General features: G+C 68.7%; 20 protein-coding genes and 1 riboswitch. Of the genes, 4 read left to right on the forward strand and 16 right to left on the reverse strand.

The annotated features are described in order from the left end of the window. Nucleotides 1–70 precede the first annotated feature (70 nt). The 5 genes from ACTX90_RS11700 to thiO form a co-directional block, all read right to left on the reverse strand. Nucleotides 71–607: a GNAT family N-acetyltransferase gene (locus tag ACTX90_RS11700; RefSeq protein WP_443442120.1), complete on the reverse strand. Its 537-nt coding sequence runs from the start codon at nt 605–607 to the stop codon at nt 71–73. 36 nt (nt 608–643) lie between these two features. Beyond that, nucleotides 644–1,804 carry a ThiF family adenylyltransferase gene (locus ACTX90_RS11705; RefSeq protein WP_113606504.1) on the reverse strand — a complete coding sequence of 387 codons (1,161 nt, stop codon included), beginning with the start codon at nt 1,802–1,804 and terminating at the stop codon, nt 644–646. Then, nucleotides 1,801–2,655: a thiazole synthase gene (locus ACTX90_RS11710; protein WP_082123933.1), complete on the reverse strand. Its 855-nt coding sequence runs from the start codon at nt 2,653–2,655 to the stop codon at nt 1,801–1,803. Before ACTX90_RS11710 ends, ACTX90_RS11705 begins: the two co-directional genes overlap by 4 nt. A gap of 4 nt (nt 2,656–2,659) precedes the next feature. Then, nucleotides 2,660–2,902, reverse strand: coding sequence for a sulfur carrier protein ThiS (gene thiS, locus ACTX90_RS11715; RefSeq protein WP_231735927.1), 243 nt, complete (start codon nt 2,900–2,902; stop codon nt 2,660–2,662). Then, entirely contained in the window at nt 2,899–4,095 is a 1,197-nt protein-coding gene (thiO, locus tag ACTX90_RS11720) for a glycine oxidase ThiO (protein ID WP_443442121.1), read from the reverse strand. The genes thiS and thiO overlap by 4 nt, the downstream gene beginning before the upstream one ends. Beyond that, nucleotides 4,083–4,187, reverse strand: a riboswitch (TPP riboswitch). (Overlaps the previous gene by 13 nt.) Before the next feature lie 228 nt (nt 4,188–4,415). On the opposite strand from thiO, the gene ACTX90_RS11725 reads away from it, so the two are divergent. Beyond that, a complete protein-coding gene (locus tag ACTX90_RS11725; RefSeq protein WP_047119581.1) occupies nt 4,416–4,712 on the forward strand; it encodes a hypothetical protein in 297 nt (98 codons plus the stop codon). Nucleotides 4,713–4,912: 200 nt separating this feature from the next. Here ACTX90_RS11725 and ACTX90_RS11730 read toward each other — a convergent pair whose 3' ends face one another. From ACTX90_RS11730 to ACTX90_RS11745, 4 genes are all read right to left on the reverse strand, one after another. Beyond that, on the reverse strand, nt 4,913–5,344 hold the full coding sequence (locus ACTX90_RS11730; protein ID WP_047119582.1) for an OsmC family protein: 432 nt from the start codon (nt 5,342–5,344) through the stop codon (nt 4,913–4,915). 4 nt (nt 5,345–5,348) lie between these two features. Next, complete coding sequence (locus ACTX90_RS11735) at nt 5,349–5,813, reverse strand: GNAT family protein (RefSeq protein ID WP_443442122.1); 465 nt, start codon at nt 5,811–5,813, stop codon at nt 5,349–5,351. Between the two features lie 144 nt (nt 5,814–5,957). Next, on the reverse strand, nt 5,958–6,809 hold the full coding sequence (locus ACTX90_RS11740; protein WP_443442123.1) for an alpha/beta fold hydrolase: 852 nt from the start codon (nt 6,807–6,809) through the stop codon (nt 5,958–5,960). Between the two features lie 349 nt (nt 6,810–7,158). After that, the gene (locus ACTX90_RS11745) at nt 7,159–7,998 is read right to left on the reverse strand and encodes an SDR family NAD(P)-dependent oxidoreductase (RefSeq protein WP_197413520.1); all 840 of its coding nucleotides are present in this window, start codon (nt 7,996–7,998) and stop codon (nt 7,159–7,161) included. Between the two features lie 1,247 nt (nt 7,999–9,245). On the opposite strand from ACTX90_RS11745, the gene ACTX90_RS11750 reads away from it, so the two are divergent. Continuing rightward, entirely contained in the window at nt 9,246–9,752 is a 507-nt protein-coding gene (locus ACTX90_RS11750; RefSeq protein ID WP_443442124.1) for a DinB family protein, read from the forward strand. On the opposite strand, the gene ACTX90_RS11755 is transcribed toward ACTX90_RS11750, so the two are convergent. The 4 genes from ACTX90_RS11755 to ACTX90_RS11770 form a co-directional block, all read right to left on the reverse strand. After that, a complete protein-coding gene (locus tag ACTX90_RS11755; protein ID WP_443442125.1) occupies nt 9,749–10,831 on the reverse strand; it encodes a tellurite resistance/C4-dicarboxylate transporter family protein in 1,083 nt (360 codons plus the stop codon). The genes ACTX90_RS11750 and ACTX90_RS11755 overlap by 4 nt on opposite strands. Before the next feature lie 52 nt (nt 10,832–10,883). After that, nucleotides 10,884–11,006 (reverse strand): hypothetical protein, encoded by a 123-nt coding sequence (locus ACTX90_RS11760; protein WP_424678057.1) that lies wholly within the window; start codon nt 11,004–11,006, stop codon nt 10,884–10,886. A 248-nt stretch (nt 11,007–11,254) separates the two neighbouring features. Continuing rightward, entirely contained in the window at nt 11,255–12,550 is a 1,296-nt protein-coding gene (locus ACTX90_RS11765) for a DUF1254 domain-containing protein (RefSeq protein ID WP_424678058.1), read from the reverse strand. A gap of 89 nt (nt 12,551–12,639) precedes the next feature. Continuing rightward, on the reverse strand, nt 12,640–13,974 hold the full coding sequence (locus tag ACTX90_RS11770; RefSeq protein ID WP_424678059.1) for a condensation domain-containing protein: 1,335 nt from the start codon (nt 13,972–13,974) through the stop codon (nt 12,640–12,642). Nucleotides 13,975–14,021: 47 nt separating this feature from the next. On the opposite strand from ACTX90_RS11770, the gene ACTX90_RS11775 reads away from it, so the two are divergent. Further along, nucleotides 14,022–14,804: an alpha/beta fold hydrolase gene (locus ACTX90_RS11775; protein WP_443442126.1), complete on the forward strand. Its 783-nt coding sequence runs from the start codon at nt 14,022–14,024 to the stop codon at nt 14,802–14,804. A 36-nt stretch (nt 14,805–14,840) separates the two neighbouring features. On the opposite strand, the gene ACTX90_RS11780 is transcribed toward ACTX90_RS11775, so the two are convergent. Further along, on the reverse strand, nt 14,841–15,623 hold the full coding sequence (locus ACTX90_RS11780) for an alpha/beta fold hydrolase (protein ID WP_424678061.1): 783 nt from the start codon (nt 15,621–15,623) through the stop codon (nt 14,841–14,843). 184 nt (nt 15,624–15,807) lie between these two features. On the opposite strand from ACTX90_RS11780, the gene ACTX90_RS11785 reads away from it, so the two are divergent. Beyond that, entirely contained in the window at nt 15,808–16,101 is a 294-nt protein-coding gene (locus ACTX90_RS11785; RefSeq protein WP_161449800.1) for a DUF4287 domain-containing protein, read from the forward strand. Between the two features lie 24 nt (nt 16,102–16,125). Here ACTX90_RS11785 and ACTX90_RS11790 read toward each other — a convergent pair whose 3' ends face one another. After that, nucleotides 16,126–16,962: an MBL fold metallo-hydrolase gene (locus ACTX90_RS11790; protein WP_113606513.1), complete on the reverse strand. Its 837-nt coding sequence runs from the start codon at nt 16,960–16,962 to the stop codon at nt 16,126–16,128. After that, entirely contained in the window at nt 16,959–17,804 is an 846-nt protein-coding gene (locus tag ACTX90_RS11795) for a GNAT family N-acetyltransferase (protein WP_244910792.1), read from the reverse strand. Before ACTX90_RS11795 ends, ACTX90_RS11790 begins: the two co-directional genes overlap by 4 nt. Nucleotides 17,805–17,865: the final 61 nt, after the last annotated feature.

Raw genomic sequence — 17,865 nt, forward strand, 5'->3', positions numbered from 1 at the left:
GCAAGCCAACCGGGGAGGTGTGTCAAAACATACAGAAAAAAGCACGCAACATCCGGGTGAACCCGCGGGTTCAGGCGATCGGCACCCAGAATCGCAGGTGGGCGGTTCCGTCCCCGTCAACGACTTGAGGGCGTTGCGCGTCGGGAACTCCCCCGCAGCGCAGGATGGTGGCGCGCGATCCGACGTTGCCGGCGGCGCAGGTGATCAGCGCCCTCTGGACCCCGGCAGCGCTCAGCTCGTCCAGACCGAAACGGCACAGCGCCCCGGCGACTCCCTGCCGGCGCGCCTCGGGCAGCACCCCGTAGCCGAGGTGCCCGCCCAGATGCTGCAGGGAGGAGTTCAATGCGTAGCGCACCGACACCCGTCCCAGGAACCAGCCGTCCTGGTCCACCGCGACGAACAGGGCCGAGCGGACCCAGCCCTCGGGAACGTGCTCCCCGCGCCGCCCGGCATTCATCCGGTACACGTAGTCCGCCCAGTTCCCCTTCTCCGTCCAGGAGGGCAGGAATTCAAAGTCGTCGGCCAGCAGCGCGTGGTGCGCGTCGATGGCCTGCTGCTCGTCGGCGTCGGTGAGTTCGCGAAACGCCAGTTCGCCCAATACGTCCATGGATCCAGTATCCCAGCCGGCCGCTGGCCCGCGTCGTCAATAGGCCAGCGCCTCGCCGCGCACCTGCTGGTACCACTCCAGGGTGCCGCCGGACAGGTTCAGCACCTGCGCCCCGGCCGGCTGCGGGCCCAGCGCCTGGGCGGCGCGCAGCGAACGGGCCCCGCTCTTGCAGGCGAGCACCACGTGGGTGGCGCCCTGGGCGGGGATCGCGTCCCAGCCGCGGGAGAGCACCTGATCCAGCGGCACGTGCACGCTGCCGGTGATGGCGGCGATCTGCCGTTCCCAGTCCTCGCGCACGTCGATGACCAGCACCCGGCCCGGCGCCGCTTGGCTGCCTCGCAGGGTTTCCAGCTCCGCCGCGCCCAACTGGCCAACGGCCGGGGCCAGGGCGCAGGATTCCTGCGCGTAGTTCCCCAGCTTGCGCACCCGGGCACGCTGCGGGTCGCGTTCGAAGGACAGGGTGCGCACCCCGGCGCTCAGCGCGTCGTAGAGCCAGAGCTTGCCGGAGAGGGTTTCACCGGTTCCGGTGATCAGCTTCAGCGCCTCGACGGCCATGATCGAGCCGACCACCCCGCACAGCGCGCCGAACACGCCGCCCTCGGCGCAGCTGGGTACCGAGTCCGCGTCCGGGATCTCCGGGAACAGGTCGCGCAGCATCGGCCCGGTGCGCGGGTCGAACACCGAGACCTGGCCGGAGAACTGGAACAGCGTGCCCCACACCAGCGGGGTTCCGGTCAGCTCGGCGGCGTCGTTTGACAGGTAGCGGGTGGCGAAGTTGTCGCTGCCGTCGATCACCAGGTCGTAGCCGGCGAACAGCTCCAGCGCGTTGTCCGGGGTCAGCCGCTGCCCCAGGGGAACCACCTGGACCTGGTCGTTCAGCTGCGCCGCCAGCCGGGGCACCGAGTCGACCTTGCGCGCCCCGACGTCCGACTGGCGGTGCATGATCTGGCGCTGCAGGTTGGACAGCTCCACGGTGTCGTCGTCCATGACCGCCAGCGTGCCCACCCCGGCGGCGATCAGGTAGCTGGAGATCGGGCTGCCCAGTCCCCCGGCGCCGATGACCAGCACGCGCGCGGCGGCGATGCGGCGCTGGCCTTCCTCCCCGACCCCGGGCAGGGTCAGGTGCCGGGAATAGCGGGCCAGCTGGGCAGGGTCCAGCGCGGTGCGCGGTGCGACCAGCGGTGCGCGGCCGCTCACGAGAAGTCCCCGATCAGCGCCTGCATCATTCCCTCGCCCGGGGAGGAGGCCAGCGCGGTGTCGCGCACCGGGATGCGCCCCGCCAGCCGGGCGGCGCGTCCGGCGCGCACGGCGTCGCGCATCGCGGCGGCCATCAGCGGGGCGTTGTGGGCGCGGGTCACGGCGCTGGCCAGCAGCACCGCGTCGCAGCCCAGCTCCATCGCCTTCGCGGCGTCGGAAGCGGTACCCACCCCGGCATCCAGGATCACCGGGACGGTGGCGCGGGAGACGATGGTGGCGATGTTGTGCGGGTTCAGGATGCCCAGCCCGGAGCCGATGGGCGCCCCGGCCGGCATGACCGCCGCGACCCCGGCGTCCTGCAGCCGGGCGGCCAGCGCAGGGTCGTCGTTGGTGTAGGCGAAGACCTCGAAGCCGTCGGCGACCAGCTGCTCGGCGGCGGCGAACAGCTCCAGCGGGTCGGGCAGCAGGGTGTGCTCGTCGGCGATCACCTCCAGCTTCACCCAGTTCGTTTCCAGCGCCTCGCGCGCCAGGTGGGCGGTGAGGATCGCGTCGCGGGCGGTGAAGCAGCCAGCGGTATTCGGCAGCGCGGCGATGCCGTGGCGCTGCAGCAGCTCGTACACGCTGGCCGAGCCGCCGGCCGAGTAGTGCCGGATGGACACCGTGGTCAATTCGGTGCCGGAGAGCGCGAGCGCCTGCTCCAGGGTGCTCAGCGAGGTGGCCCCGCCGGTGCCCAGGATCAGCCGGGAGCCGAAGCTGCGCCCTGCCACCTCGAAGGCGTCGTTGACGGCATCCAGCTCGGTGAGGTCCGCGGCGGCGGTGGTTTCAGTGGTGTTCTGCGTGCTGCGCTGCATTGGTTCAGCCTCCCTGGGCGGCGGTGACGAGTTCGACGGTGTGGCCGGCGGCCAATTCCCGCTGCGCCCAAGCGCTGCGCGGGACCACCGCGCCGTTCACGGCGACGGCCAGGCCCAGCTTGGTGCCGTCGGCGGCCTGGCCCTGTTCGTCAAGTTCGCGGCCCAAGTGCGAAGAGACCAGATCGCGCAGGGTGGAACCCTGCTGGATCGTGGTGGGGGTTGAGTTCAGCGTGATGTCGATGGTCATGGGTGCAGCTCCATTCGGGTCGGTGCAAGTCGTGAAGGATCGGTTCGGGACGGTTCAGCTCGGGAAAGTCCTGCCGGGTCCGGCGCACTCCCGCCGCTGAAGCGCGCGGGGTCCACGGCCCGGGCGTGCTCTGCGTGCGGCGGCTGGCTCAGGACCAGGTCCGCGGTCAGCGAGGAGCCGAAGGGGGTGAGCAGCACCCCGTGGCGGGAATAGCCGGTGGAGAGCACCATTCCGTCATCCAGCCGCCCTATCAGCGGCCGGTCGTCGGGGGTGCCGGGCCTGGCGCGGGCGATGACCTCGTTCAGCGAGCAGTCGACGATCCCGGGCACCAGGCGGCGGGCGTTGTCCAGCAGCTTGTGCATCTGCCCGATGTTGACCGCCTCGTTGCCGTCCTCGCGGCTGCTGGCGCCCAGCACCAGCGAGCCGTCCGCGCGCGGCACCAGGTAGACCGGGTCGCGGCGCACGATCCCGCGCACCGTGTGCGTGAGCAGCCGCGGGCCCGCAGGGCCCTGCAGCCGGAAGATGTCCCCGTAGACCGGGCGCAGCGGAAGTTCCGGTGTCCCGGCCACGGTGCCCAGGCCCGCGGCGAGCACCACCTGGTCCGCCTCGATGATCCGGCCGCTGCCGGTACGCACCGCGTGGGTGGTCCCGGCACGCTGCAGCAGCTCGACGGCCGGTTCGCGGACCAGCTGGGCGTCCAGGTGCCCGGCCAGGATCGCCACCACGGAGCGCGGGTCGATCTGGTGGTCCCCGGCGCAGCGCACCGCGCCGGCGATGTTGCTGGCCAGCGCCGGTTCCAGCCGGCGGGCGGCGCTGGGCAGCAGGGTCTGTGCGCTGAAGCCCAGGGAGGCCTGCAGCTGCACCAGTTCGTGCAGGGCATCGCGGTCGGCCGGTTCGGCGGCGACCACCAGGGTTGCGTTCTGCAGGTAGTCCGGGCGCCGGCCGGTGGCCTGCTCGATGCGCTGCACGAAGTCCGGGTAGGCCTGGTTGGAGGCGCCGAGCAGCTCGTGCAGGATTCCGTGGCCCCAGGTGGTTTCGGCGGCTGGGGCGAGCATGCCGGCCGCGGCGCGGCTGGCCCCCTGCCCGGGATCCGGGTCGATGACGGTGACCTCGCAGCCGCGCGAACGCAGTTCGAAGGCGGTGGACAGGCCGATGATCCCGGCCCCGATGATGGCAACGTGCAACGACGGCACTTCCTTCCTACGGCGGCATGACCCGCATCAGGTGTAGCGGTCGGCTCGGTGCCCTCTCAGCCTGGTCGGTTCAGGCTCCCGCGGAGTTGAAGCGATTATAGGCATGAGCTGCACCACAAATGCCAACTCTGCGCCGCGGGCGCGTCATCTTCGCGCGCGGCGCAGCCGGTCCGGGAGTCCCGGGCGCGCCTCGTTCCAAGGTGCCGGATGGGTAAATCCTCAAAGATCCATGAGTTCGTTTGCCCGCGCCCCGGCTCGTACGGAAGCGTTGCGTGAAGTTGCCCGGAACCGGGCGGCACCGCAACCGGAAGGAGAATACAGTGCTGACACTGACCGATCAGGCCGATGCGATCGTGACCTCGCTGGTCACCAACCAGACGGAGGACAACGAGGCGGGGCTCCGCATCCAGCCCGCCGACGAGACCGAAAGCCAGCAGACCGCGCGTTTCGCCGTGCGGGTCGTCGACGGCCCGCAGCCGGCGGACCAGGTGATCCAGGGCGAGGGCAGTCCCGTCTTCCTCGACGAGCTGGTCACCGACGCCCTGGATGACAAGGTGCTCGACGCGAACGTGGATGCCGAGGGAACCATCACCTTCCAGGTCCTGGCCCAGCGTTAGGCTTCCGCCGTCCGCGCTCGGGGCACGCTCCCCTGCGCGGCGGCGCACGCGCAACTGCCCGGGCAGCGCTCGTGCGGATTCGGTCTTCCCGAATCCGCCCCACGAGCCGCTGCACCGGGCAGTTGCATGTTGACTATGTTGTGATGCGGCGTTGTGATGCGCCGGCTCCCTGCCGGCTTCCCGCCGCGGCCGGAGGTTCGCTAGTCAGCGATCTCGCTGGTGACCTTGGCCCCCAGCTCGACGGTGCGCGAGACCGTGCAGTACTTGTCGTGGGAGAGCTTCACGATGCGCTCGACCATGCCGGCGGCCTTGCGGCCCTCGTCGGTGTCCGGGAACTTCAGGTCGAAGGACATCTTGATGTCCTCCATGCGTCCGGCGCCCTCCTCGCTCAGCTTGTAGCCGCTGGCGGCCACCTCGAACTTCTCCGGCTCGCTGCGGCGCGTGGTGGCCACGTCGACGTCGATGGCCGAGCAGCCGGCGATGGCCGCCAGCAGCAGCTCCACCGGGGTCAGCAGCCCTTCGCCCTGGCCGAATTCCAGGCTGGCACCGGTTTCGCCGCTGGTCGCCCGGTACCTTTTGGACTCTACTCGTTCGACTTTGACTTCACGCAGTTCACGGGTGTTTTCGCTCATGGATCTATCGTGACACGTCCGGGGCCGAAAGCCGGACATGGCGCAGCTGGATCCGGGCCAGCTGGTCGGTGTGCTCGGCTTCCTTTTCGATCTGGAACCCGTGGTCGAGAAAAAACGAGAGGGTGCTCGCGTTCTGCCCATTGATCAGGATGCAGGCCGCCGGGCACAGCGCGAGGATGTCATTCAGCAGCGCGCTGCCCACGCCGTGGTGGCGGTCGTGGTGGCGTACCCACAAGAGCTCGATCTGTGTTTCGCTCCAGGCGGCGAAGCCGATGATCTCCTTGCCCAGCTGGGCGATCCGCACCGAGACGCGCTGGGAGTAGACCGCTTCAAGAGCGTTGGCAACGGCGTCCACGTCGGCGGCCGAGAGGAAGTCGCGTCCTCCCTCCACCGAGTTGCGCCAGACATCCAGGAGTTCGGGTACTTCCTCCACGCTGGTCCAGTTGCGAAGAACGAGCCTCTCAGACATCTGAACTCCTTCCAGCCGTGGAATACTCCGCGTGTTGTCTCATGATTTTCTCCTAGTGGGATGCCACAGAGAAGCACGGATTGGTAACAAGTACCGACTCATCTGTGCCGTGAAAGCGGGCACGGGATCTCCGACTGTTACAACTCACGACCCGGCAAAGGCACGCACGGCCCGGCTCCAGGCGGTAATTTCTTCTGCCGCAATATCGGGTTGGTCAAGGTGCACGTTGTGCCCCGCCGCGGGAACGACAACGATTTCGGCCGATGGATACCTCGCAGCGAGCCTGCCCGGATCGGCGAAACCGGTGACGTGGTCCTGCATCCCGCACAGCATCAGCACCGGGCAGGCCAGCTGGGAGGTCCGCTCGACCGGCAGCTCGTCCAGGAAGTAGCGTTTGGACAGCTTGGCCAGCGAACGCAGGTTCACCGCGCGGATCCCGGGCAGCGCGTGGGTGCGGAAGCGTTGGAAGTTCTCCACCGTTTGGAGCACCGACATCTGTTGATAATGATCCGCGTCCTGCGTCGGCAGCCCGGCCAGCAGCTCGGGATCCTGCAGCAGGATTTCCCGCGGCGGCACGGTCCGCTGCGAATGCGCGGGATACACCAAGGGCGCCAGCATCGCCATGCCGACTACCTGGGGGCCGAAGCGGTCCGCCATCTCCTGGGCCAGCAGCGACCCGAGCGAGTTGCCGATCATCGCGAACGGCCGTTCCCCGCACTGCCGCCGGATCAGCTGCTCAAGCCAGTCGGCGATTTCCGGCAGGCCGCCGGCGCCGTCCAGTGCAGCGGTGCCTCCCATGCCGGGAAGGTCGACGTAGATCCGTTGGAAAACACCGGTCGCCGCCAGCACCTCGTCCAGGGCCAGGAGAATCCGGTGGTCGACCCCGTGCCCGTGAATCAGGACTAGTGGAATCCCTTGGCCCTTGGTATACGGCACGCCGGAAGCCTGGTTCTCGTTGATTTCCAAAAGTTTCTCCTCTCTCAAGGTGGTACTCACGCCCTCCTGCGGTTGCTCGCATTGCCACCCTGCTTCAGTCTTACCCTCGTGCCGATGACCGGGTCCGCCCCTCCGAAGACGACTTCCGCGACTAACCAACATTCCCATGCGCCATGCCAAGCTGGACCAAGGTGGGCCGGTCTAGGACTCCTGTTAAGTACCGGTGCTCGGTTGTAGAGATGCGACGGTGCAACCCAACAAAACGTGAAGTTTCTGATTCCCCTGCTTAAATAGGCCACGGCCGTTACAGTTCCTGTTTAATCAGGTTTTGCAACAGCCGTTGGACCTGTGGATTCCGATCTTGTCTAGGAATCCTCACGCATTAGCATGGAGTTTGGGACCCGATCCTCTATGCCTCGGTTCCGCCGTCAACCCGCAGTACCACTCCCGTGATGAAGGATGCTTGGTCGGACAGAAGGAATGCAACGGCATTTGCGATATCATCGGGTTTTCCCATCTGCTTCATGGGGATCCGGGCAATTTGTGCTGCCTTGACCTCAGACGGCAGGGATGCCAGCGCCGCAGTTTCAATTGCGCCCGGTGCTACCGCGTTGACCCTGATACCAAGACTGGCAGTCTCTTTGGCGACACTGCGTGTCAACGAAACCACGCCGTGTTTCGCGGCTCCGTAAGGTGTCATGTCGGGGGTCGCACTAATTCCGGCAAGGGAGGCGATGTTTACAATTCCTCCATGTCCTTGCTGGGTGAAGTGGGCAATCTGCGACTGCATGGACAGGAAAGTACCACGCAGGGTCACATTCACCGCGCGGTCCCATTCCGGGATGGAGATTTCCTGAACTGGTTTCGGACTCACCCCTAGTCCAGCGTTGTTCACAGCCATGTCCAGACGTCCGTAGGCGTCCAGGGCGAACGGCACCAGCTGCCCGACCTCGTCGACATCAGCGACATTCGCGTGCTTGTATGCGGCGCGTCCTCCTGCAACCTCAATGAGCGCGACGGTTTCCCTACCAGCTTCGTCGTTCACATCTGAGACGATGACTGCAGCTCCTTCAGCGGCCAGTCGCAAGGAAATTGCGCGGCCGATCCCCGCGCCCGCTGCTGTAACGAGTGCAACCTTATTCGTGAATATCATTTTTATCCTTCGTGAGTGTTTACCGGGGAAAATACTGTTAATGGAACGAACCGTCGACTCGGCAGTTCCAAGGACGTGGTCTCGTAGCGTGCGCATCTGCGACCGCCATGCCACCAATGCTGGAGTGTTCCTGTCCCGAGGCCGAGTGGATCTAGCGGTAGGTGGCTTACGTGGTGCTCAGGGTTTCAAGGAAAGTCCGATGAGAGCCGAAGCACAGAGGTGCGCATCGGCACTTGTCCGAAAGAGGCCGTTTACGAACCTCGAGCCGGGACGCAGTATCCATGCTGAAATTTGCTGGTCCAGAATCGTATGCCTGACCACAGCAAGAAACAGGCTCAACGCTTGATCCAAGTTCCGGGTCGGGCATCACGACATTGGCCATGAGGGTGCCGGGAATCACGACGTCCCCTTCGTTGCCACTCCGGGAGCGCCGCCATAGGGACCAAGATCGCTGAGGGACCGCCCGACGAAACGGCGACTTGGGCCCCGAACAAGCCGATCACGTCGTAAGGCCGCGGCATCGATCCAATGAATTCCAGGTTCATAGCGGCAAGAAACAACGGATGGATTAGACGCTGGCAGTGAAATCACCCACGGTGTCCGAGCTACAGGAGCCGTACCGCGCGAGAGCAGAGCTCCGCGCTGCATCCCAGTTAATGGCGAGCGGGGACGTTTAGCCGGCGACGGGGCCGCCTCAGTCCTGGCGGCCGAGCCCTGTCCTGAGAGGGCCATTGAATCGGCTTCATCCGTGCCTATAGTGGATGGCGCGCTGATCGTCGACAAGGAATCGATCGCAGGCTCCAGCGTTCCAAGTTGCGGTTGGCTGTTGGTAACCATGGGGTGACTGCCTTTGGATTGCTCCCGATTGACCATCCTCGCCGTAATCCAGCTCGGCGAAGGACAATACGCTTTCTTTACCACGATAGCTAACTGCTGACCGTTAGCCAGTATCCGATATGACGATTATCCTTTCGGCTTGAATTCCGCCGCGGATTCTTTGAATCTGCTACCACTCGATGAGTGCCGGCTTGCTGTGCATTTCCTCTACGCGTCCCGTCCGAACGTGTGGACGACTGCGTGATGCGGCAAGAATCCGTAGCGCAGATTCGGCTTTCCGTTTTCCACGATTCATAGGCAACCTGCTATCTGCCGCGTTCGCCTACCGGGAAGATCGACCGCAGCGCATGCTCGTGCTTGTCGACTTCGTTCACCGCTAACCGCTCGTCGCAGCACTCGGGACGAAAAACACCGTGGGTTTCCGCCGCAGCCGCGAACCTTCAGCCCTTCCGGCTAGCACCTGTGGGGACTGGCACGCAACGGGCCCATCAAGCAGAATGGCGATCATGAACATCAACGAGATCCTCACCGGCATGGTCCACCGCCCCATTGATGCCGCCCGCAATCTGCCGGCGCTGAGCGTCGAGCAGCTGAACGCGCATCCCGGCGGACACCCGAACTCGGTGGCCTGGCTGCTGTGGCACACCGGGCGCGAGGTGGACATCCAGCTGGCGGCGCTGTCCGGCAAGGAGCAGCTGTGGCACCGCTACCGCGACCGCTTCAACCTCGGCGACGCCGGCGACGGCATGGGCTACGGCCACACCCCCGCCCAGGCGCACGCCATCCGCGTGGACGACCAGGAACTGCTGCTGGAATACGTGGACGCGTCGCTGAGCGCGCTGGGCGACTACGCGGCGCACCTGGGCGCGGAGGAATTCGACGAGATCGTGGACCGCCGCTGGACCCCGGAGGTCACCCGCGGGGTGCGGCTGGTGTCCATCGTGGACGACGCCATCATCCACGTCGGGCAGGCGGCCTATGCGGCCGGGGCGCTCAGCGCGGACGAGTCCTAGCGGCGCCGGCGCCCGCGGATCCAGACCAGCAGCAGGTGGCGGAGCATCGCGATGAACACCAGCGCCCAGACGATCACCGCGACCGCCAGCGCGCCGTGCCCGATCGCCTCCACCATCGGCAAGCTGTCCACGCGCCCAAGGTTCAGCGAGGCCACCGCGAACATTCCCACCGGGAACACGATGGACCACAGCGCCGGGGTGTAGCCCAGCGGCACCCGGTGCACCAGGTGGCGCCAGACCCCGGCGCCGATCAGCATCGGGATCAGCCACAGGCAGAAGCTCCAGAACACCGCCACGGTGGAGGCGATCAGCACCCGGGTCGCGTCGATCATCGGGGTGGAGTCCATCTGCACGATCTTGGTGCCGGCCACCACCGCGATCGCCATCGCGCCCATGGCCACCCAGTAGGGCGGCTCGAACTGCTGCGGGGTGATGCCGAAGTGCACGATGCGCAGCAGCACCAGCACCGCGATCCCCGCGTACAGCGCCACGCCAACCGACCAGGACAGCACCGCCAGCAGCCCGACGACGTCCCCGGGCACCCCGGCGGCCGGTTCGACCACGCTCAGGCCGATCGCCAGCGACTGGCTGGCCACTGCCCAGATGAACCAGGTGCCGTTGGTGCGCGCCAGGATCGGCTCGCCGTCGCGGGTCATCAGCACCTGCCAGGGCAGCACGTAGCCGAACACGAACCACAGCGCCGCGGCGAAGAGCACCAGCGGAGCGGCGACCCGCAGCAGCCCCTCGGCGGCCAGCCGCACCGCCAGCACGTCGGTGCCCGCCACCACGGTGAAGTAGGCGAAGGCCGCTTCGGGGCTGCGCAGATCGTGCAGCATGGCCGTGCGGCAGGCCGCCGCCCGCCAGATGTACAGCACCCAGAGCACCGCGTAGGATGCCGCGGCGATCACCAGCAGCACCAGCGACGGCACCCGGGCCCCGACCTCGTGCAGGCCGATCGAGACGATGCCGGTGCCCATGACCAGCGCGAAGTATCCCGGGGCGAGGTGCTCCAGCGCGCCGTCCGCACCCGGGGTCCGGGGCCGGTGCCTGGTCGATTCTGCCGCTGCGTCGGGGCTCATGAGCCCAGCCTACGACGCGCACGCCCCGCGCAACAGAGCCTTTTCGCGGCCGCTAGCGCCGGTGCCACAGCGGCGCGGCGGAGAGCTCCTCCAGCCGCCCGGATGCGTGCTGCCGGGCGAGGTCGGCGGCGCGTTCCTCAACCGTCGGCAGGGTGCCGCCTTTCGACAACAACATTCCGGGCCAGCGTCTTGAAGCGCGTGCCGTCCTCCTGGCGCACCGTGAGGGTGAGCGCACCGGTCTTGCTGGTGTTCAGGTCCTCCACGGTTCCGCTTTTCCCTTGTGGGTTCCGGCCGCGACCCGGCACCGGTCGCCGTTGCCGGGCTGCGCGTCCCCCCGCAGGGTGTGCATTCTCGTTCATGGGTGCCAGTTTAAGCCGGGGGCGCCGTGGAGGCGAGCCCCCGGCGGGCATCCTGGATGCGCTCCTAGCCGATCCGGGTGATCGCCGGGAACACGTAGTCCTGCTTCAGGATCCGCGGATCCGGCTCGTACATGCGCAACACCGGTCGGAAGGCGCCGGCCGGCGTCGGCAGCCAGTTGGCGCGATCCCTCGCATCGGCCGGCTCCCGGTGGGAGAGGTGGATGACCAGCGACCCGTCCGGCTCGAATTGCAGCCCTTCGGTGCGGTCGCCCAGCGAGTAGCGGTCGATGGGGTTTTCCACCAGGAAGTAGTTGGGCACGTCGTACATGGTCAGCGACCAGAAGGCGCCCACCGGCGGGGTCGGGTCCAGGTGCAGCCGGTAGCTGTGCGCACCGGTGAGCGGCTGGTCGTCCTGGTCCACGTAGGTGGCCGTGTAGGCGGCCTCGAAGGCCTGGTTGCCCCACAGCCCGCCCAACGCGGCTCCCGCGCGCTGGGCGATGCGGCGCTGCGGATCGGCGATCTTGTAGCGGTCCTCGTCCAGCGAACCGACTTCGAAGTAGTCAAGGTTGTAGTCGAAGGAATGGTAGGCCAGGTTCCAGCCGTTGACCACCGCGTTTCCGCCCCCGGAGGCCAGCAGCTCATCCAGCGCGGCACGGCCGGCGGCGAAGGCCTGCTCCAGCTGCTCCTCCCCGGCCTCGGCCAGCTGCAGGGCGCCGCGCTGCAGCTGCCCATCGCGCGGCGCCGGGGCGAACTCCCGGCTCCAGGCGCGGAACTTCGCCCAGAAGTCCAGCGCCGGCGCACCGGTCTCGGGGACCGGGGGCAGCCCGGCCGGCACCGCGGCGGCATCCAGCGGCGTAAGCGTCGTGGCATCCTGCAGCGCATGCGCTGCGCGAAGATCCGCCTCGTTGTCCACCGCCCAGCGTCCGACGATGCTGGCGACGCGCGTGGGCACCCGCACCACCACCGCGTCGTCCGGGGCCTGGCCCTCCCAGCCCGGGGGCACCAGCAGGTAGCGCCCGGCGCCGGTTCCGGTGGCGCGGTGCCCGACATACGCGAAGTTGTCAGTCCAGGCGCTGACGAACTGCAGCACGTAGTAGCGGCCGGCGGCCTCCGGCACCTGAAGCAGGATCGGTCCGACGCCCAGGTCCAGCTGCGCCATGGAGTAGATCGTGTCGTTGTTGATGGTCACGAAGGTGTCCTCGGGACCGGCCAGCGACCGGGCGTGGCTGAAGGTGTTCCACGGCGCGGCGGGATTCTTGCCGACGCCGGTGGCCACATAGCGGGCCACCTGCTCCAGGTTGAAGACCAGCGGGAAGGCGTAAAGGTAGGAAGCGAGCAGTTCCTCACGGCGTGGGCTCATGGGAGCGGTCCTTTCAGGCGGCGCGCCGGACCCGCGGTCCGGCATCATTGCCCCCCCCAGTCTGCCCCGCCGGGCGCCCGGGCGCATCCTCAATCGTTGATGATTGGCGGTGCTGCGCCCGGCATTGCGGCCCGGCGGCGCATGCGCGCGACCAGGTCGTCCAGCCAGGCGCCCACGTTCCTCCGGGCCTGGCCGGTATCCGGGTAGCGGCAGCGCAGGTGCACCCCGGCCTCGTCCAGGATGAACCAGAGCATCACCGAGTCGGTGCGGATCGCGGCGCTGACATACTGCGGCTCCAGCACGGTGGCCGGCAGCTGCACCGGCAGCCTGCGCAGGTCCAGCCAGGACACCGCGAACATGCCCGGCGCCTGCGGCATCCCGCCGAAGGGTTCCATCAGCGGCGCCAGCGGCCAGGAGCCCAGCGCGATGGCCTCCTTCACCGCGGCGGCGCAGGCGCGCGGGTCCGGGTCCGCGGATTCAAGCACCGAGTTGGTGATGAACCAGCCCACCGCATCGAACCAGCGCGGCTCGGTGCGGCTGTGCACCGGGAACACCGCGCGCAGCGGTTCCCCGGCCAGCGCGGCGGTGGTCTCGGTCATCATCGCCACGCTGAGCGCCAGCGTTGACACCCCGGCCGCCTTGGCCTGCGCGGAGAAGTCGGCCAGGGCCGCGGTGCCGAGCACGTCGCGCACCTCCACGCGTTCGGGCTGCGGACTCGGATCCCCCAGCGGCAGCCCGAAGCGCGGCATGGCCCCGCCGCCGGCCTCGATCAGCTGCGCCCAGCGCCGGCGCACCCCGTCCGGGGCGGGGGCCTGCCGCGCCAGGGAACGGGTGTGGTCGGTGAAATCCGGCGCCGGTTCCACCCCGGGATCCGCCCCCGCGCCGATGGCTTCCAGCGCGGCGACCAGGTCCCGTGCGAGCACGAGCATGGACCACATGTCCACGTGGGAGTGGTCCGATCCGATTACCAGCGCCGGGCCGTCCGCGGTCTCGATCAGGCACAACCGGTGCGCGGGCCGCTCGAAGGGCGCGCAGCTGGCATCCAGCACCCGCTGCACCGCTGCATGCATGGTTTCGCCGGGCTCCACCCGGTGCTCGATCCACGCGCCGGGCCCGAACCGCACCTGGTGCAGCTGCGCGCCGGCGGGATCGGCGTCTCCGCCGGGCCCGGCGGTGAAGACCGTGCGCAGCGTCCCGTGCCGGGCCACGACATGCTCCCAGGCGGCCGAGAGCTCGCCGCGCGGCACGGGTCCGGGCAGCCGGAAGGACAGCGCCATCCACGAGCCGGGCCGGTCGCCTTCCCCCACGTGCCGGGCCTGGTCGAAAGACACCGGCAGCCGGTCCCCCACCGCGCCCACGTCCAGGTCGTAGCTGAGCAGCGGGCCGAACGGCAGGCGCAGATACTGGATGTGGGTCAGTCGCATACCACGTATCATATTCGCAAAGCCACCGGAACAGAGCGGAGCCGTGGATGCATGAATTCCACGTGCCGAATGCGCGGATCGCCTGGGCGTTCAGCGACGAGGCCGGCCACCCTGTGGTGCAGCTGCACGGCCTGACCTCCAGCCGCTCCCATGACCGGCTGCTGAACCTGGATTTGGGCCGGGCCCTGTCCGGCACGCGGCTGCTGCGCTACGACGCCCGCGGCCACGGCCATTCCATCGGGCGCCCGGTGCCGGAGGACTACCTGTGGCCGGCGCTGGCCGATGACCTGCTGCGCCTACTGGACTATTGGTTTCCCGGCGAACAGGTCCACGGGGTCGGCCCCTCCATGGGTGCCGGCACCCTGCTGCATGCGGCGGCGCGCCAACCGGAGCGCTTCAGCGGATTCACGCTGATGCTCCCGCCCACGGCCTGGCAGACCCGTCCCGCGCAGGCCGAATCCTACCGGCGCACGGCCGAGGGCATCGAGGTGCTGGGGCTGCAGGAGTATTTTGCGCGCGGCCCGGAATCCCCGCGGCCGCCGGCCGCGGCGGACAACCCGCAGGTGCTCCCCCACGTGGCCGAGGAGCTGTTGCCCTCGATCTACCGCGGCGCCGCCCTGAGCGACCTGCCGCCGGCCGCACAGCTGGCGCGGGTCGCGGTCCCGACCACGATCCTGGCCTGGACCGGCGACCCGGGGCATCCGCTGTCCACCGCGCAGGCGCTGGCGGGCATCCTGCCCCATGCCGAGCTGCAGGTGGCCGCGACACCGCAACAGGTGGCGGACTGGCCGCAGCTGCTGGCGCGGGACGTCGCCCGGCGGGCCGGCTGAACGCCGGCGGGCCTGCCGCGTCGCACGGGTCCCGGATCAGCCTGCGCCGCGCCGTGTCCGGGCAAGCCAGTCAACCAGCAGCGCCCGCAGCAGCAGCGGCTGTTCATGGGGCAGGGCGTGCCCGGCCCCATCGAGAACCGCCAGCGTGGAGTTCGGAAAATCCGCGGCGGCGCGCATCGTGCCGGCGAACCCGACGGTCGAATCCTGCCGCCCGGCCACCAGCAACGTCGGCGGCTCGTAGGTGGAAGGCGCCGCAGCGGGCAGCTCCCAATGCTGGCCGATCCGTTCCATGGCCTGTGCATCGGCCAGTTGCGTTCCGGGCGCCACGAAGCGCTCATAGCGTTCCAGCATGCCGCGGGTGTGGAGGACGAAATACTGCGTGAAACCCCGGTCTTCGCTCTGGACCCCGGGCACCAGGACCCGGTGCTCGGGAACCTCGGCATCGCCCGGCAGCAACGGGCAGACCAGGGCCAATCCAGCGACCCGCTGCGGCGCGGCCAACGCCATCGCCCGCGCGTAGTAGGCCCCGGCGGAATGGCCGGCCAGCAAGTAGGGCGCCCCGCCGCTGGCCCGGTCCGCGAAGTCGAGCAGGACCTCCAGCACATCCTCGGCGCCCCCGATTTCCGGCCCGGCTGCGGTTCGCCCCATCCCTGGCAGGTCAGGATAGATGCGCCGATACCCCGGCACGCCGTCGAAGGCCGGCTCGAAGCAGGCCTGCGGCTCGCGGTGGTCGACGCCGCCGCCGTGGAGAACGAGCACCGGCACCCCGGATCCGTGTTCGGCGTAGTGCACCACGGTGGTTCGCGTGGGAATATCCATTGGCCCATGGTGCGCCCGCCGGCCGCCGTGGACAACGGCCGTCCGCCGTTCTTCGGCCGCCGTCCAGCCTCCGGCCTTGGGCCAGCCGTAGGGGGCTGCCGGAGGGAGCTGCCGCGGCCGCTTGCCGAAGGGCCCGACCCGCGTGCAAAATGTGACCATCAGCCACTTCGTTCAAAGGATCAGCATGTCGTTCCAGGCCTATTTGGACACCATCGAGAAAAAGACCGGGCTCACTCCCCGGCAGCTCGTCGAGCTCGCCGCGGCCAAGGGCCTGGACCAGCCGGGGGTGAAGGCCGGCGAGATCCTGGCGTGGCTCAAGGACGAGTACCAGCTGGGACGGGGCCACGGGATGGCGCTGGTCTACGTCATCCAGAACGGCCCGACGATCAGCTCCAAACACGTCGGCTCGGATTCGGTGCACCGCGACGACTCCGAGACGCTCTGGCTGGACGGCATCGCCACCAAACCGGAAGGCTGACGGCCGCGCCGCCACCGGTCCCGGCTAGGAACCCGACAATTGCCGATACGCGTCGGCGGCGGCTTCCTTCAGGAATTCCTCCGGCCAGTAGCCGCGCAGGGCTTGGCCGAACTCGATCTCCTGCAGCGTCGCACCCGCGGCGTGCGCCTGCGACAACACCGCCGCCAATGCGCTGAATCTGCCGGCCTGGTCGACCAGGAATGCGCGGTCCACAGGCGCCCCGTGCCCGGGCACCAGCACCTCGGTGTCCTGGATGCGTTCGGCCAGAGATTCCAGCACCAGCGGCCAGCCCAAGGGATAGGATCCCGAGCCGAACATGGGCGGCCCGGATTCCTCGATGACGTCCCCCAGGAACCACACCCCGGCATCCGGAATGCGGATGGCAAGGTCGGTATCGGTATGCCCCGGGCCCAGCGGCAGCAGCTCCAGTTCGCGTCCCCCGGGACGCACGACCTGCGCGGAGTCCACCAGCGCGGTGGGCGGGGTCAGTTCCACCTGGCTCCAGGACATCTCCGGCTCGAGGTCGGGCCGCTCGCGCACGAGGTCCAGCCGGGGCCCTTCAAACTGCTCGAAGTGCCGCGGGATCAGGTAGTGGCCGTAGATCGGGATGCCGGCCCGGGCGAAGACCTGGTTGCCGAAGGTGTGGTCGTAGTGCGCATGGGTGTTCACCACCGCCACGACCGGCTGCCCGAAGCGCCGCGCGACGTCGTGCATGATTTCCCGCGCCTCGGCGGGATCGTTGCGGGTATCGATGATCGTCGCCCCGTGCGGCCCGAGGACCGCTCCCACCGAGACATCCAGCGGGTCGTAGCGCCGCTGGAAGACCCCGGGGCCGACCTCCCTCCAGCCACCGCCGCTCATGCTTCCTCGCTGAAGGCCAGTCCGGCAAGGCCCGGCCAGGGGTCGGTGGCCAATCGGCCGTAGGTGGCCACGTCGATGCGCCGCCCGTCGATGGGGAACTTGGCCCGTTCGGTTCCCTCGCGGATGAATCCGGCGGCCCGGGCCACGCCGCCGGAAGCCGGGTTGTCCACCCTATGGCCCAGCTCCAGCCGTTCAAGCTCCAGGGCGGTCAACGCCCAGTTCGCGACGGCCGCCGCGGCCCGGCTGGTCCACCCGCGGCCGCGTGTTTCGGAAGCCATCCAGTACCAGAACCAGCCGCTGCGATTGGCCGCATCGGCGTTCACGCACACCAGGCCCACCAGCCGGTCCTGGAGAACGACGGCCCACGGATGCCGGTTCGAGTCCGGTTCCAGCAACGCCGCCACATAGCGCTCAGCTTCCCGGGGCGAGCCCACGGACCCCTGCCGTTCCATGCCCGTGCCCGGTGCGAAGGCACGCAGCACGTCCCCCGCGTCGGAGGCCCGCAGCCTCCGCAGGCTCGCCTGCGCCTCCCCCGCGGGATCCTGCCCGGCCCCGCCGCGTCCGCCGCCGGGCGCTTCTGCCTGCGGCGCCGCGGCCACCAGCACCGGCTCCCCGCCGGTCAGGTCCAGGATCGGCAGGTCCTCCCGCAGCACGTCGGCGTACATCAGCCGCAGGTCGTGGCGCAGTTCCTGCAAGGTTTCCCCGAACGGTCCCATGGCGTTGGCGGTGTACGCCGGAGGCTTGCCGGGGTCGGACTCGTACAGCTCGCGGACGTTCCAGCTGATGTTCCCCTCGCCGTCGGCATTCCGCGACGCCGCGTATCTCCACGAGTGCATGCTCATGGCCCCAGCCTACCGATGCCCCCGGCCCTTGTCTGCCGCCGCCCGGCGTGCCCTTCGGTGG

Origin of the sequence: Glutamicibacter soli, from assembly GCF_052322135.1 — a bacterium.
In the GTDB taxonomy this organism is placed as follows: domain Bacteria; phylum Actinomycetota; class Actinomycetes; order Actinomycetales; family Micrococcaceae; genus Glutamicibacter; species Glutamicibacter soli.

Excerpts from the sequence above, each read along its gene's own strand:
- ACTX90_RS11755 (WP_443442125.1), bottom strand. The coding sequence starts at position 10,831 with ATGAGCCCCGACGCAGCGGCAGAATCGACCAGGCACCGGCCCCGGACC.
- ACTX90_RS11735 (WP_443442122.1), bottom strand. The coding sequence starts at position 5,813 with ATGTCTGAGAGGCTCGTTCTTCGCAACTGGACCAGCGTGGAGGAAGTA.
- ACTX90_RS11790 (WP_113606513.1), bottom strand. The coding sequence starts at position 16,962 with ATGAGCGGCGGTGGCTGGAGGGAGGTCGGCCCCGGGGTCTTCCAGCGG.
- ACTX90_RS11745 (WP_197413520.1), bottom strand. The coding sequence starts at position 7,998 with ATGCGCACGCTACGAGACCACGTCCTTGGAACTGCCGAGTCGACGGTT.
- ACTX90_RS11750 (WP_443442124.1), top strand. The coding sequence starts at position 9,246 with ATGAACATCAACGAGATCCTCACCGGCATGGTCCACCGCCCCATTGAT.
- ACTX90_RS11775 (WP_443442126.1), top strand. The coding sequence starts at position 14,022 with ATGCATGAATTCCACGTGCCGAATGCGCGGATCGCCTGGGCGTTCAGC.
- ACTX90_RS11765 (WP_424678058.1), bottom strand. The coding sequence starts at position 12,550 with ATGAGCCCACGCCGTGAGGAACTGCTCGCTTCCTACCTTTACGCCTTC.
- ACTX90_RS11730 (WP_047119582.1), bottom strand. The coding sequence starts at position 5,344 with ATGAGCGAAAACACCCGTGAACTGCGTGAAGTCAAAGTCGAACGAGTA.
- ACTX90_RS11785 (WP_161449800.1), top strand. The coding sequence starts at position 15,808 with ATGTCGTTCCAGGCCTATTTGGACACCATCGAGAAAAAGACCGGGCTC.
- ACTX90_RS11700 (WP_443442120.1), bottom strand. The coding sequence starts at position 607 with ATGGACGTATTGGGCGAACTGGCGTTTCGCGAACTCACCGACGCCGAC.
- ACTX90_RS11780 (WP_424678061.1), bottom strand. The coding sequence starts at position 15,623 with ATGGATATTCCCACGCGAACCACCGTGGTGCACTACGCCGAACACGGA.
- thiS (WP_231735927.1), bottom strand. The coding sequence starts at position 2,902 with ATGACCATCGACATCACGCTGAACTCAACCCCCACCACGATCCAGCAG.
- ACTX90_RS11770 (WP_424678059.1), bottom strand. The coding sequence starts at position 13,974 with ATGCGACTGACCCACATCCAGTATCTGCGCCTGCCGTTCGGCCCGCTG.
- ACTX90_RS11710 (WP_082123933.1), bottom strand. The coding sequence starts at position 2,655 with ATGCAGCGCAGCACGCAGAACACCACTGAAACCACCGCCGCCGCGGAC.
- ACTX90_RS11795 (WP_244910792.1), bottom strand. The coding sequence starts at position 17,804 with ATGAGCATGCACTCGTGGAGATACGCGGCGTCGCGGAATGCCGACGGC.
- ACTX90_RS11760 (WP_424678057.1), bottom strand. The coding sequence starts at position 11,006 with ATGTTGTTGTCGAAAGGCGGCACCCTGCCGACGGTTGAGGAACGCGCC.